At 49.9% G+C, this 13,588-nt stretch carries 9 protein-coding genes, 1 tRNA gene and 2 pseudogenes; 10 read left to right on the forward strand and 2 right to left on the reverse strand.

The annotated features are described in order from the left end of the window. Positions 1-215: 215 nt before the first annotated feature. The 3 genes and pseudogenes from ACMGGS_RS06940 to ACMGGS_RS06950 all read left to right on the forward strand — a co-directional run bounded on the left by ACMGGS_RS06940 (position 216) and on the right by ACMGGS_RS06950 (position 3,386). Positions 216-446 (forward strand): ogr/Delta-like zinc finger family protein, encoded by a 231-nt coding sequence (locus ACMGGS_RS06940; RefSeq protein WP_414165530.1) that lies wholly within the window; start codon positions 216-218, stop codon positions 444-446. Positions 447-460: 14 nt separating this feature from the next. Continuing rightward, a pseudogene (locus tag ACMGGS_RS06945) lies at positions 461-1,026 on the forward strand (phage polarity suppression protein). Positions 1,027-1,394: 368 nt separating this feature from the next. Then, entirely contained in the window at positions 1,395-3,386 is a 1,992-nt protein-coding gene (locus ACMGGS_RS06950; protein WP_414165531.1) for an ATP-binding protein, read from the forward strand. Positions 3,387-3,437: 51 nt separating this feature from the next. On the opposite strand, the pseudogene ACMGGS_RS06955 reads toward ACMGGS_RS06950, so the two are convergent. Then, positions 3,438-4,616, reverse strand: a pseudogene (locus tag ACMGGS_RS06955) (tyrosine-type recombinase/integrase). 161 nt (positions 4,617-4,777) lie between these two features. Continuing rightward, positions 4,778-4,872, reverse strand: a tRNA-Sec gene (locus tag ACMGGS_RS06960). A 274-nt stretch (positions 4,873-5,146) separates the two neighbouring features. On the opposite strand from ACMGGS_RS06960, the gene ACMGGS_RS06965 reads away from it, so the two are divergent. From ACMGGS_RS06965 to ACMGGS_RS06995, 7 genes are all read left to right on the forward strand, one after another. Then, positions 5,147-6,529: a glycoside-pentoside-hexuronide family transporter gene (locus tag ACMGGS_RS06965; RefSeq protein ID WP_414165532.1), complete on the forward strand. Its 1,383-nt coding sequence runs from the start codon at positions 5,147-5,149 to the stop codon at positions 6,527-6,529. 11 nt (positions 6,530-6,540) lie between these two features. Continuing rightward, positions 6,541-8,859 carry an alpha-xylosidase gene (gene yicI / locus ACMGGS_RS06970; protein ID WP_414165533.1) on the forward strand — a complete coding sequence of 773 codons (2,319 nt, stop codon included), beginning with the start codon at positions 6,541-6,543 and terminating at the stop codon, positions 8,857-8,859. A 336-nt stretch (positions 8,860-9,195) separates the two neighbouring features. Next, positions 9,196-10,752, forward strand: coding sequence for a BglG family transcription antiterminator (locus tag ACMGGS_RS06975; RefSeq protein WP_176917031.1), 1,557 nt, complete (start codon positions 9,196-9,198; stop codon positions 10,750-10,752). A 23-nt stretch (positions 10,753-10,775) separates the two neighbouring features. Next, positions 10,776-11,246 carry a PTS sugar transporter subunit IIA gene (locus tag ACMGGS_RS06980; RefSeq protein ID WP_176917032.1) on the forward strand — a complete coding sequence of 157 codons (471 nt, stop codon included), beginning with the start codon at positions 10,776-10,778 and terminating at the stop codon, positions 11,244-11,246. Positions 11,247-11,267: 21 nt separating this feature from the next. Beyond that, entirely contained in the window at positions 11,268-11,582 is a 315-nt protein-coding gene (locus tag ACMGGS_RS06985) for a PTS fructose transporter subunit IIB (protein WP_176917033.1), read from the forward strand. Between the two features lie 23 nt (positions 11,583-11,605). Next, positions 11,606-12,697 (forward strand): PTS fructose transporter subunit IIC, encoded by a 1,092-nt coding sequence (locus tag ACMGGS_RS06990; protein ID WP_176917034.1) that lies wholly within the window; start codon positions 11,606-11,608, stop codon positions 12,695-12,697. A gap of 11 nt (positions 12,698-12,708) precedes the next feature. Then, entirely contained in the window at positions 12,709-13,560 is an 852-nt protein-coding gene (locus ACMGGS_RS06995) for a class II fructose-bisphosphate aldolase (protein WP_414165534.1), read from the forward strand. Positions 13,561-13,588: the final 28 nt, after the last annotated feature.

The following is a 13,588-nucleotide window of genomic DNA, read 5'->3' on the forward strand; positions in this document are numbered from 1 at the left end:
CGGATAAGGAAGTGATGCAGGAGGTGATGGTATGGCTTAAGGAGGCGGTTAAAACGGTCATGTCCGCCTGAACGACGAGCCGGTCCTCTTCCGGGCAGGGCTGTCGGCTGAAACCCTGCCGCACATGGCACACCACACAGGCTCGACACCCGCCAGAAGTTCTTCAGAAAGATGCGCGAGCGTGATGCTGACCTGAAAGCATGGGGGCTGATGTCATGATGCACTGTCCCTTCTGCAAAAGTGCAGCCCAAACCCGCACCAGTCGCTATCTGTCCGAAAAGGTGAGGCAGATTTACTACCAGTGTACGAGCGTTGTCTGCCCGGCCTCGTTCCGGGCGATGGAGTCGGTGGACAAAATTATCCAGTCTCCGGCGGACACCGACCTTGCGGAAGATACGTTTATTGTGACCGAGTCCGACAAAACCCGAAAACAGCGTTTTTACTAATCCCGGAGTGCACCATGACCACCCTGACCCTGAAACAGGCGTATGACGCCTGTGAAACAAACAAATCCGCCTGGCTGAATCATAAAGCAGCGCTGGCCGCCGCTGAACAGGAATACCGCGAACAGACCACGGCAGGCACTGACCACTCCGGCGGGCGCTTGCAGGAACTGCTTGAGGTTACCGACATCAAAAAATGGGAAATTAACGGGGCCGCCGTGCGCTAAATTCGCTCGCACGAGGCGTGCAGCATATCAGTATCCGCGACCAGCTGGATGAATTCATGCAGCAGCACGGCGACACGCTGGCGTCCATTTTCGCCCCTGAACTGATGGCCGTGGCGGGACAGAGCGGCACCGTACAGGGCCGTGCCGTCGACCGGTCAGTAATTTATCTGCGTGAGGCACTTTCTCTCTGGCTTGCGGGCGGAAAAAAACCGGCTTACTGCGAACAGGATGCAGCGATTTTAACGGCCATCGGACTGAGGCCCGACGCGACCTCGCGAACCGACAGTCAGGAAAGATACACCCCGACGCAGCACATGATTTATGCCCGCCGCCGGGCTGATTTAACCACGCCGTAGTCCGTCAAAAAACACCTGAAAATCCCGCCATTTTTGCCGAAAAAAGTCATAAATTCACAGGGTGAATGATTTTGCATGCAAATCCCCGTATTTTTCATCCCCCGCCACGCCAGCACCGGCGCGGCCTGCGCCGTTTCATGCACCTGCATTTACAATGCCCCCTTAAGCGGGCAGGCGTGGCGGGGAGAGCATTGCGCGCAAGCTGGGTAATTTTAGTTTCGTACATTTCTTGATGGCAGGTATACTTTAACCGCATTTGCCGGGTAACATGTATATTGTATGAAGGGTTTTAAAGATATAGTGTTTGCATTAGAAATGAATAAACCAGATGAGCAGATACCAGCATTATTGCAAAAAAGGACATTACCATGCAGATAATAAGTGGCGAAACTAATATAAATGATGTTGGCATAAAAAAGAGATTTAAAAATTGCGAGCCATTTCAGTGTATTGTTGAGCTAGCATGGAATGGATTTGATGCCAAAGCTCGGAATGTCACTATTGAGGTGCGTAGAACTGATTTAGGCGGCCTGTCATCGGTTTATATTCTTGATGATGGTGACGGTATAGATTTTAATCACTTTGATTTGAACTTTAATAGATTTGATGATTCACTAAAAAAAGATAATATTGAATTACATGGCTCACAAGGAAGAGGAAGGCTTGCATTTCATAAGCTCAGTCGTCAAGCTATATGGTTTACTAAATATAACGATATAAATGCTAAAATAGAAATTGATGATGCTGATCTTAAAAATTATCAAGCTTATATTAATATTCCGTATCAAGAACAGCATGCAACATTAATCGGACAAAAAAGTGGCACATGTGTCATCTTGAATCATTTTCATAATGATTTACCAAGTGATAAAGAAATAATAAAACGATTACAGAGTGAGTTTTGCTGTCACTTAGCACTGAACGAGCAGATAACGTTATCTTATAATGGGTTTGTTATAACGGCACCAGAACATGATTCCCACTCATTAGAAAAAGAATTTGATGGAAGTTCATTTTCAATCAATGCTCTCCGATGGGATGAAAAACCCTCTAAAGAAAGATCGTATGTATATTTGGTAAATTCGCAGGGTAAAAAAGTCCACGAAGTTCCAAGTAAATTTAATCAGAAAAAAGATTTCTACCTTTCTATATTTGTCAGTTCTAACTGGGCTGATAACTTTAGTAATAAAGGTGATGATATATTTTCAGATGCTAAGTATAATGCTGACTCAAAAGTTTGGAAAGATGTCATAAAATTTGTTTGGGGATTATCAAAAAAGATATATGATGATTTCCTTCAAAAGAAAATTGACGAAACTTTAGAGCGTTATCAACAAGAGGGAGTATTCCCTTCTTATAGCGAATATTCAGATTCTAAATATGCTGAGTGGCGCTTGAATAATATCAAGGCTATCGTTCGTGATATATATATAGCCGAGCCAGCTATGCTCGATAATTTGAATACAAAACAAAGAAAGGTTTTTGTAAGGCTATTGGATAAACTATCTTCATCAAATAATAATGAGGATTTATTTAATATACTTGAAAGCGTTTTAGATTTGAGTAAAGAGGGTTTGTCAAAACTTTCTAATCAATTAAGAATTACAAAACTTGATAATATAATTAGCGCGATTGAAGAACTACAAAAAAGAAGGCTTGTAGTGGACAAGCTTCGTTATTTAATGGATCATCATTATAAGGAAATAAGGGAGACTCCAGATCTTCAAAAAATAATTGAAAACAACACATGGTTGTTCGGTGAACGCTATGAAACTATCGGGGCTGAGGAAGATACTTTTACCAAAATAGCATTAGAATTAAGGAATCGTGTTAAACATATCAATGATATTGATGAAGATGATGTTGAGAATGAGACAGAATTAGCTGGTTCAAAACGGCAGACAGATCTATTTTTAGCCAGAAAGTACCCAGCCCTTGATTCCAATGGTAACCCATATTACAAATGCATTATCATTGAGATAAAAAGACCAAGCATTTCATTAAATATAAAACATCTAAGACAGCTTGATGATTATGCGGCAATAATTCAAAGACATCCGGGGTTTAGTAGTCAAAATTTGCATTTTGAGCTCATGCTTATAGGTCGTAAAATATCTAAAGATAGTTTCGAAATAGAAAGTAGATTGAATTCACATATACAAAAAGGTGATATGGGATTAGTTGGGGATGATCCTAGAATGAAGCGCTACGTTAAAAACTGGTATACCATTTTTGATGGCTTCGAACTCACTAATAGATTTATGCTTGATAAATTGAAATTAGAAAGAGATAGCTTAGAACTTGGTGAAATATGTTCGAAAGAAATTGTTTCAGAATTACAAGGTAACTTAAGTAAATAATATGCATATTGCATCGGCGAAATACTGATGCAATATGTTAGCATATAATAATTATATTATGGCTGTTGTTAATAGGAGATCACTATACCATTGCAAAATTATTTTTCGATTTTCAATATATTGTGCATGATTGTATGTCCCACGAATGCTGTTCTTATCTACATGTGCAAGCTGCATCTCAATCCATGCACTTTCAAATCCTTGTTCATGTAAGATCGTTGACATTGTGTGTCTGAATCCGTGACCTGTCGCACGTCCTTTGTAGCCCAGTAATTCAATTACCTGCGACACACTTTCTTTAGAGATCAGTTTACTACGATTATTTCTACCAATAAAAATGTAGGGATAACGACCGGTAATAGGTTTGAGCTGTGCGAAGAGGTCAACTACCTGAGTAGATAAAGGAACAATATGAGGTCTGCGTATTTTCATCCTTTCTGCTGGAATCTCCCATATATCTTTATCTAAATCTAGTTCATCCCATGTGGCAAAGCGCATTTCTTGGGTACGAACGCCGGTAAGCACCACAATCTTCGTCGCATTTTTCGTGATGATGCTGCCGGTATACGCTTCCAAATCTCTAATAAAATGAGGTAGCTCTTCAACTGATAAAAATGGATGGTGCTTTTGTTTTGGAACGGCCAGAGGGATGGCTAAATCCAGTGCAGGATTGTATTCAGCGCGGCCCGTTATAATCGCATAGCGATAAACCTCACAGCATCTTTGGCGTACTTTTCTTGTCTTCTCCAGCGCTCCACGCTTCTCTATTCGTCGTAGTACCTCAAACAGTTCCAGCGGTTTAATCTCACTTAAAGGACGCTTACCAATGTGCGGGAAAACATCTTGCTCAAATGTCTTAATGATTTCTTCACGGTAGGCGACTGTCTAGCGATCGGCTTTATTTGAGTGCCATTCCCAACATATAGCTTCGAAGAAGTTTTCTATTGAGAGTTGCTGTGCCATCTTTAGCGCTTTGCGTTCTTAGACTGGATCAATGCTATTTGCTACCTGCTTGCGTGCTGTATCCCGTTTGTCGCGAGCCTCAGCAAGCGAGACGAGACTGTATGATCCGAATGACATTAACCGGGCTTTACCCGCAAACCGGTAGCGGAACCTCCATCCTTTGCTCCCGTCGGGATTTATAAGCAAGGATATGCCTTGCCCATCATTGAGGGTGTAGGGCTTTTCTTGTGCCTTGGCACGTCGGATTTGTATGTCTGTAAGCGGAATGTGTATAAGTTAAATCTGTGAATAAAAAATTATACACAACGATATACATATTTTTCGTGGATTTAGGGAGATGCCTTTGGACTGATACGGACAATAAAGCTAGTTAACTTGCTGAAGTTTATGAATTTAAAGGTTCTTCTCGGACGTGCTGAGAAGATGATTGGCGGAAGATCACAGGAGTCGAACCTGCCCGGGGCCGCTGGCGGTCCCAACTGGATTTGAAGTCCAGCCACCTCACCGGAGATGACGATCTTCCGCGCCTCGATTGCTACATGGAGGCGGGCGCATTATAGCTACTTCCTGCGGTTTCCACATCCCCCATGTGACTTTTTTCACGCCCTTACTACCAAAACATCCCTAATCTGACATAAATCCTCAACAAATCCACACGTTACGATTTTTCCCTACCGCGATCACAGAAAACAAGAAACGTAATCTGATAACCAGAAAACGGAATACCCCCGCCCGCCAGGATGATTTAAAAAGCTCTTCAGCAGTACCACGTACCTTACAGCATCAAGGAATGAACAATGAAAAGTCAGATACTTTCTGTAAAAGAGAAGATTGGCTACGGCATGGGTGACGCCGCCAGCCATATCGTTTTTGATAACGTCATGATGTTTATGATGTTTTTTTATACGGATATTTTCGGCATCCCGGCGGGGTTTGTCGGCACGATGTTTTTGCTGGCCCGCGCGCTGGATGCCATCTCCGACCCCTGCATGGGGCTGATTGCCGACCGTACCCGCAGCCGCTGGGGCAAGTTCCGCCCGTGGGTGCTGTTCGGCGCGCTGCCGTTTGGCATCGTCTGCGTGTTGACCTACAGCACGCCGGATCTCAGCATGACCGGCAAAATGATTTACGCGGCGGTAACGTATACCCTGCTGACGCTGCTGTATACCATCGTCAATATCCCCTACTGCGCGCTGGGCGGCGTGATTACTAACGACCCGACGCAGCGCATCTCGCTGCAATCCTGGCGCTTCGTGCTGGCGACGGCGGGTGGGATGCTCTCAACCGTGCTGATGATGCCGCTGGTCGAGCTGCTTGGCCGTGGCGATAAAGCATTTGGTTTTCAGAGCGGGATTGCGGTGCTGTCGGTGGTGGCGTTCCTGATGCTGGCGTTCTGCTTCTTTACCACCAAAGAGCGTGTGGTTGCGCCGCCATCAACAACTGCGATGAGTGAAGACCTGCGCGATATCCTGAAAAACGACCAGTGGCGTATCGTCGGCCTGCTGACCATCCTCAACATTCTGGCGGTGTGCGTGCGTGGCGGTGCCATGATGTACTACGTCACCTGGATTATGGGTGCGCCGGGATTGTTTACCTGGTTCCTGACCACCTACTGCGTGGGCAACCTGATTGGTTCGGCGCTTGCGAAGCCCATCACTGACCGTCTGTGCAAGGTCAGCGTCTTCTGGGGCACTAACGCGCTGCTGACCGTGTTTAGCGTGGCGATGTTCTTTGTGCCGCTGAGCGCCAATATCGTGATGTTCGGCTTTATCGCCATTATCGGCGTGCTGCATCAACTGGTCACGCCTATCCAGTGGGTGATGATGTCCGATACCGTCGATTACGGCGAGTGGTGCAACGGCAAACGCCTGACCGGGATCAGCTTTGCCGGGACGCTGTTCGTGCTGAAGCTGGGCCTGGCACTGGGCGGCGCGATGATCGGCTGGATGCTGGCTGGCGGCGGTTACGATGCCGCCGCCAAAACCCAGAACAGCGCCACGCTCTCTATTATCATCGCCCTGTTTACCCTCGTACCGGCCTTTTGTTATCTGCTGAGCGCCATTATCGCCAAACGCTTCTACCTCCTGAAAACGCCGTTGATGAATCATATTCTTGAACAGGTCGCGCAGGGCAAGCGTCGCGATACGCAGTCGCCAGCGGGCAAAGCATTGCAGCACTAAAGGAGCATGTTATGAAAATCAGTGATGGAAACTGGCTAATTCAACCGGGGCTGAATCTTATTCACCCGATCCAGGTGTTTGACGTCGAGCAGCAGGGCAACGAGATGGTGATCCACGCCGCCCCGCGCGATGTGCGCGAACGCGCCTGGCAACTCGATACGCCGCTGTTCACCCTGCGCTTTTTCTCGCCGCAGGAAGGCGTGGTCGGCGTGCGCATCGAACATTTCCAGGGGGCGCTGGATAACGGTCCACATTATCCGCTGAACGTGATGAAGGATGTGCAGGTAGAAATGCGCAACACGGAGGCATTCGCCGAACTGAAAAGCGGCAGCCTGAGCGTGCGCGTCACCAAAGGCGAAAACTGGGCGCTGGATTTTTTGCGCGACGGCGGGCGCATTACCGGCAGCCAGGTGAAAAATAACGGCTACGTTCAGGACAGCAACGACGCGCGCAACTACATGTTCGAGCGGCTGGATCTGGGCGTCGGCGAGACGGTCTATGGTCTCGGCGAGCGCTTTACCGCGCTGGTGAAAAATGGTCAGACGGTGGAAACCTGGAACCGTGACGGCGGCACCAGCACCGAGCAGTCGTACAAGAACATCCCGTTTTACCTGACCAACCGCGGCTACGGCGTGCTGGTCAATCATCCGCAGTGCGTCTCGTTTGAAGTGGGTTCCGAGAAAGTCTCGAAAGTGCAGTTCAGCGTCGAAGGCGAATATCTGGAATATTTTGTGATCGACGGCCCGACGCCGAAAGAGGTACTCAACCGCTATACGCAGTTTACCGGCCGTCCGGCGCTGCCGCCCGCGTGGTCGTTCGGGCTGTGGCTGACCACCTCGTTCACCACTAACTATGATGAAGCGACAGTTAACAGCTTCATCGACGGCATGGCGGAGCGCAACCTGCCGCTGCACGTCTTCCACTTCGACTGCTTCTGGATGAAAGCCTTCCAGTGGTGTGATTTTGAATGGGATCCGGCGACCTTTCCGGACCCGGAAGGGATGATCCGCCGCCTGAAGGCGAAAGGGCTGAAAATCTGCGTATGGATCAACCCCTACATCGGCCAGAAATCGCCGGTATTCAAGGAGCTGAAAGAGAAGGGCTACCTGCTGAAGCGTCCGGACGGCTCGCTGTGGCAGTGGGACAAATGGCAGCCGGGGCTGGCGATTTACGACTTCACCAATCCGGACGCCTGCCAGTGGTACGCCGATAAGCTGAAAGGGCTGATCGCGATGGGCGTTGACTGCTTCAAGACCGACTTTGGCGAGCGCATCCCGACGGATGTTGTCTGGCATGACGGTGCCGATCCGCAGAAAATGCATAACCATTACGCCTACATTTACAACGAACTGGTGTGGAACGTGCTCAAAGAGACCGTCGGCGAGAAAGAGGCGGTATTGTTTGCGCGCTCGGCCTCCGTCGGTGCGCAGCAGTTCCCGGTTCACTGGGGCGGCGACTGCTACGCCAACTATGAGTCGATGGCGGAAAGCCTGCGCGGCGGGCTGTCAATTGGTCTGTCCGGGTTCGGGTTCTGGAGCCACGATATCGGCGGCTTTGAAAATACTGCCCCGGCACACGTTTACAAACGCTGGTGCGCGTTTGGGCTGCTCTCCAGCCATAGCCGCCTGCACGGCAGTAAGTCCTACCGCGTGCCGTGGGCTTATGACGACGAATCCTGCGATGTGGTGCGCCACTTTACTCAGCTTAAATGCCGCCTGATGCCGTACCTGTATCGCCAGGCGGCGACGGCGAATGCGTCCGGTACGCCGATGATGCGCGCCATGATGCTGGAGTTCCCGGACGATCCGGCGTGCGACTATCTGGATCGGCAGTATATGCTCGGCGATGCCATAATGGTGGCTCCGGTGTTCAGCGAGGCGGGCGAGGTACAGTTTTATCTGCCGGAAGGGCGCTGGACGCACCTGTGGCACAATGATGAGATTGCAGGCAGCCGCTGGCATAAACAGACCCACGACGTGCTCAGTCTGCCGGTTTACGTGCGCGAGAACACGCTGCTGGCACTCGGTAATAACGACCAGAAGCCGGATTACGCCTGGAATGACGGGACCGCTTTCCAGCTATTTGCGCTGGAGGACGGGCATACGGCGACCTGCGAGGTTCCGGCGCAGGACGGTTCTGTGGTCTTTACGCTGACGGCGAAGCGTGAAGGTCGCGCCATTATTGTCAAAGGCGACGGTAAGGCAAGCGGCTGGACGCTGTGCCTGCGCAACGTGGCGCAGATCGCCGGCGTGCAGGGCGGTGCGCAGAGCGCCAGCGATCGGGGCGTGGTAGTGACCGCGACCGGCAATGACCTGACGATTACCCTGTAAAACGGCCATCCTCTCTCTGTTAGGGAGAGAGGATGTTGTTGATTGCTGACCACCCGGCAGCAGCAGATTATTTATCATCATCCTCACGCTTTCTCCTTTTACAATAATTCATATTTGTGATCGCTATCACTCATATTTATCGCGAAAATGTGATCTGTCCTGAAATAAATTCCTTATTCACTTCTGTTCCTGTTTTTGTCCGGAATTCCGGACACGATTTAGTATTGTGATTTAATCAACTGACTTTTATATTTATGCTTACAGAATATTTATGGAGCTTAAGTCGTAAAAAAAGCATTCCGTGGGGTTAATCTGGTATGTAATAAGGGTAAAAAAATGCAAACAATTACCTCTCGACAAAACAGATTATTAAAGTTTCTCCTGCAACGACGAGAATACGTCACGCTGCTAAAAATCGCGGAATATCTTAATGTATCCGAGAAGACCATTCAGCGCGATCTCCGGGAGCTGGAGCAGTGGCTTGCCGAACGTAAAATCACTATCGATAAACGCGCAGGTTCCGGCGTGATGTTATTAGCAGAAAACGTTACCGATTTTTTGCAACTGGATCTGCCAGTGAGTGGCGAAGGTGATGATGCCGATGTGATGTTAAATAATTCCCGGCGGGTAAAAATAGCCTCGCAGTTATTGAATGAAACGCCACATGAAACATCCATCAGTAAATTATCCGAACGCTATTTTATCAGCAGCGCGTCCATTGTTAACGATTTAAAAATTATTGAATCATGGATCGCCCCGCTGGGATTATCACTGATTCGCAGTCAAAGCGGAACGCATATTGAGGGCAGTGAAAATAGCGTCCGTCAGGCGATGGCCTCGCTGATTAATGGCATTATTAATCATAATGAGACCGGAACCATTATTCATTCACGGCTTGATCCGGGCAGTTATAAGGCGCTGGTACGCTATTTTGGTGAAGAGGATGTGCTGTTCGTTCAGACGCTGTTACAGGATATGGAAAAGAAGCTCTGCTGGTCGCTTGGCGAGCCATATTACGTGAATATCTTTACCCATATCCTGATTATGATGTACCGCATTACGCGAGGCAACGCGCTGCCTAAAAAAGAGGAGAGCACCCCGCCATTCGATGAAAACGTGTTTACCATTGCCCGGGGGATGCTGCGGCGTATAGAGAAACATATCGCCCATCCGCTGCCTGAAGATGAAGTGTGGTTTATCTATCAATACATTATTTCCTCCGGCGTGGTGGTCGAGGAGCGGGGCGATATCCGTAACCCTGGCAATATGCATTCCAGCGATGAGGCGCGGCTGATTACCGGTCAGCTCATCGCGACGTTCTCCGCAATGGTGGATAGCGATTTCCGTGATGACGCCGCGCTGTATGATGGTTTGCTGATCCACATAAAACCGTTAATTAACCGACTGAATTATCACATTTTTATTCGTAACCCGCTTCTGGAAGATATTAAAGGCGAGCTACAGGACGTCTGGAAACTGACGCAGCGTGCGGTGAATCAGGTATTTAGCGCCTGGGGCGAGGCGGCGGTGTCGGAAGATGAAATCGGTTATCTGACCGTGCATTTTCAGGCGGCGATGGAGCGGCAGATCGCACATAAACGTATTCTGCTGGTGTGTTCTACCGGTATCGGAACGTCGCATCTGCTGAAAAGCCGTATCCTGCGCGCCTTTCCGGACTGGACGATTGTCGGCGTGGTCTCCGCCAGCGGTTTGCAGACGTTTCATGCAAAAGACGATATTGAGCTGGTGATCTCCACCATCAATTTACCGGCGGTCGATCTGCCGGTGGTGTATGTCACCGCCTTTTTTAATGATGCCGATATTAAACGCGTTACCGAAGCTGTCATTACCGAAAAATTACATCATGCGACAAGTGTTGTCGTCGGAAATTAATTTTATCTCCATGAGGTAGGACTATGGACATAAGTAAAATTCTGAATACGAATCGTGTTCTTTTAGATATGAAGGCGAAAAATAAAGAGGAGGCGATAGAGGAATTAACCGATCTCTTACAGCGAGATGGCGCTATTACCTGCCGTGATACGTTTATTCAGGATGTCTGGCAGCGCGAAGCGGAAGGGTCGACCGGTTTTGAAAACCATATTGCGATCCCGCACGGTAAGTCCTCCGCGGTGGTCAACACGACGCTGGCTATTGGCCGCACGCGGCATGACATTCCCTGGGAGACGCTGGATGGTAGCAGCGTGCGGTGCATTATTCTGTTTGCCGTCCGCCTCGAAGATCAAAATACCACCCATATTCGCTTATTGTCACAGGTCGCCGGGGCGCTTGCGGACGACGACATTATTAATCAACTGCTTGAAGAGAAAAGCCCGCAGCGGATTATCGATCTTTTTAGCCAGTACGCTGAATCGGATGTTTGCTAACTATTTTAACGGGAGCATGTCATGAATATTGTTTGTGTCGCCGCCTGTACCGCGGGCATTGCGCATACCTATATTGCCCGCGAAAAACTGATTAAAGGCGCGAAAGCGCTGGGCCATAATATCAAAGTAGAAACACAGGGAACCATCGGCACAGAAAATGAATTACCCGCGGAGGATATTGCTGCCGCAGATGTCGTGATTCTGGCCGTGGATGTAAAAATAAAAGGAGAGGAAAGATTCAAAAATAAAAGGATAGTTCGCGTTAAAACGGAAGTTGTTATTAAATCGCCAATTCAATTTCTTGAAAAGGTGGAAAAATCAATTGCTAATGCATGATCCTTATTCTGGAGGGATCTCACATGAGTGAACATAAAATTCCGGTGTCGCAGGAAATTAAAAAACATCTTTTGACGGGAATTTCCTGGATGATCCCGTTGATTGTCGCGGCGGGTATATGCATCGCCCTTGGGCAGATATTAGGCGGTACCAACGTTGGCGAGAAGACAGGGTCGGTTCCGTGGATGCTGAATCAAATCGGCGGCTGGGGTATGGGGCTTATTGTTCCGCTGATCAGCGCCGCCATTGCCTATTCCATCGCTGACCGCCCCGGTTTTGCCCCCGGTCTGATTGTCGGGTTTGTGTGCGGTGAAATTCATACCGGTTTTATCGGTGGCATGCTCGGCGGATTTTTAGTGGGCTATACCGTGCTGCTGCTGAAACGCTATATCCGGTTGCCGCAGTCGATGCAGGGGCTGATGCCGATAATGGTACTGCCGGTACTGAGCACGATTATCGGCGGTCTGCTGATGATGACGCTCATTGGTAAGCCAATCGCCTGGTTGCAGGATGCGCTGATCCACATGCTCGAATCGATGCAGGGCGGATCGCGTTTTCTGATGGGGGCGATCCTCGGCGCGATGGCGACGTTCGATTTCGGCGGTCCGGTGAATAAAACCATGTCGCTGTTTGCCGATGGCCTGCTCGTCAGCGGAGTGTACGGGCCGGAGGCCGTCAAGTTTGTCGGCTCTATCATCCCGCCGTTCGGCATTACGCTGTCGTTTCTGCTGACCCGCCATAAATATACCCGCGCCGAGCGTGAAGCGCTGAAAGCGGCTTTCCCGATGGGCATTTGCATGATTACCGAAGGCGTGATCCCTATTGCCGCCCGCGATTTGCTGAGGGTTGTCGGCTCCTGCGTGGTGGCCTCGGCGGTGGCTGGCGGGTTGATCATGGTATGGGGCGTGGAAAGCCCGGTGCCGCACGGCGGCATGTTTGTGGTACCGCTGTTTACCCATCCACTGCTGTTCTGCCTGGCGCTGGGTATCGGCACCGTGATTTGCGGCGTCATGCTGTCGCTGTGGAAGAAACCGGTGACCGAGCGGGATGAGGAGTTTGACGAGTTAAGCGATCAGAAAGTGAAAGACGAAGAGATCACCTTTACCCTGGAATAACCGGAGGCCGTATGTTTGCCGATATGAAAAGTATGGTGACGAAAGCCTGGCGTGAGCATTATGCGCTGCTGGCGATTAACTGTATGAATCTGGAAAGCGCCCGGGCGGCGATCCGCGCGGCGGAAACCCATCGCGCGCCCATTATCCTCAATCTTTATCAGGGGCATCTTTCCCACTTCCCCGCCAGCGTCGCCGCCTCCGTGGTGAAAGCGCTGGCGGACGAGGCCGCGGTACCAGTGGCGTTGAGTCTGGATCATGGAAAAGAGCCTGCGTTGATTTATCAGGCGTTTCGCGCCGGTTTTAACGGGTTGATGATTGATGCCTCGGCATTTCCGCTGGCGGAGAATATCCGCCAGACGCGGGCGGTGGTCGAGCTGGCCGCCAGTGCAGGAGTATGCGTGGAAGGCGAACTTGGTCATCTGGCGGATGCGCCGCGCTATGACCATGCCACCAATGTCGATTTGATGACGCAGCCCGGCGACGTGGAGCCGTTTATCCGCCAGACCGGGATCGATCTGCTGGCGGTCTCCGTCGGCACCGCGCACGGCATGTATGCGCCCGGCGTGACGCCGAACCTCGATTTTGATCGGCTGGCGGAGATCGCCCGTCTGTCGAGCGTCCCTCTGGCGCTTCACGGCGGCAGCGGTACTCCGTTCGATCAGCTCGCACGTTGTCCGGCGCTGGGCGTGGCGAAAATTAACGTCGGTGCGGCAATCTTTGAGACCGGGAAAGCCGCATTGCTACATGCGCTGTGCCATGACAGCGCCGCTGAACTGGCCGACGTGATGGCCGTCATGGAGCGGGCCAGCGAAGAGGCCATAACCCCTTACCTTCAGGCATCCGGCGCGATCGGCAAAGCCTGATTTCATTCCTGTAACGCCTTATATGTCA

Origin of the sequence: Superficieibacter sp. BNK-5 (genome assembly GCF_047456055.1) — a bacterium.
GTDB lineage: Bacteria > Pseudomonadota > Gammaproteobacteria > Enterobacterales > Enterobacteriaceae > Superficieibacter.

Bases quoted from the DNA above. Each gene is read 5' to 3' on its own strand.
- yicI (WP_414165533.1), top strand. From the start codon at position 6,541: ATGAAAATCAGTGATGGAAACTGGCTAATTCAACCGGGGCTGAATCTT.
- ACMGGS_RS06950 (WP_414165531.1), top strand. From the start codon at position 1,395: ATGCAGATAATAAGTGGCGAAACTAATATAAATGATGTTGGCATAAAA.
- ACMGGS_RS06980 (WP_176917032.1), top strand. From the start codon at position 10,776: ATGGACATAAGTAAAATTCTGAATACGAATCGTGTTCTTTTAGATATG.
- ACMGGS_RS06975 (WP_176917031.1), top strand. From the start codon at position 9,196: ATGCAAACAATTACCTCTCGACAAAACAGATTATTAAAGTTTCTCCTG.
- ACMGGS_RS06965 (WP_414165532.1), top strand. From the start codon at position 5,147: ATGAAAAGTCAGATACTTTCTGTAAAAGAGAAGATTGGCTACGGCATG.
- ACMGGS_RS06985 (WP_176917033.1), top strand. From the start codon at position 11,268: ATGAATATTGTTTGTGTCGCCGCCTGTACCGCGGGCATTGCGCATACC.
- ACMGGS_RS06940 (WP_414165530.1), top strand. From the start codon at position 216: ATGATGCACTGTCCCTTCTGCAAAAGTGCAGCCCAAACCCGCACCAGT.
- ACMGGS_RS06990 (WP_176917034.1), top strand. From the start codon at position 11,606: ATGAGTGAACATAAAATTCCGGTGTCGCAGGAAATTAAAAAACATCTT.
- ACMGGS_RS06995 (WP_414165534.1), top strand. From the start codon at position 12,709: ATGTTTGCCGATATGAAAAGTATGGTGACGAAAGCCTGGCGTGAGCAT.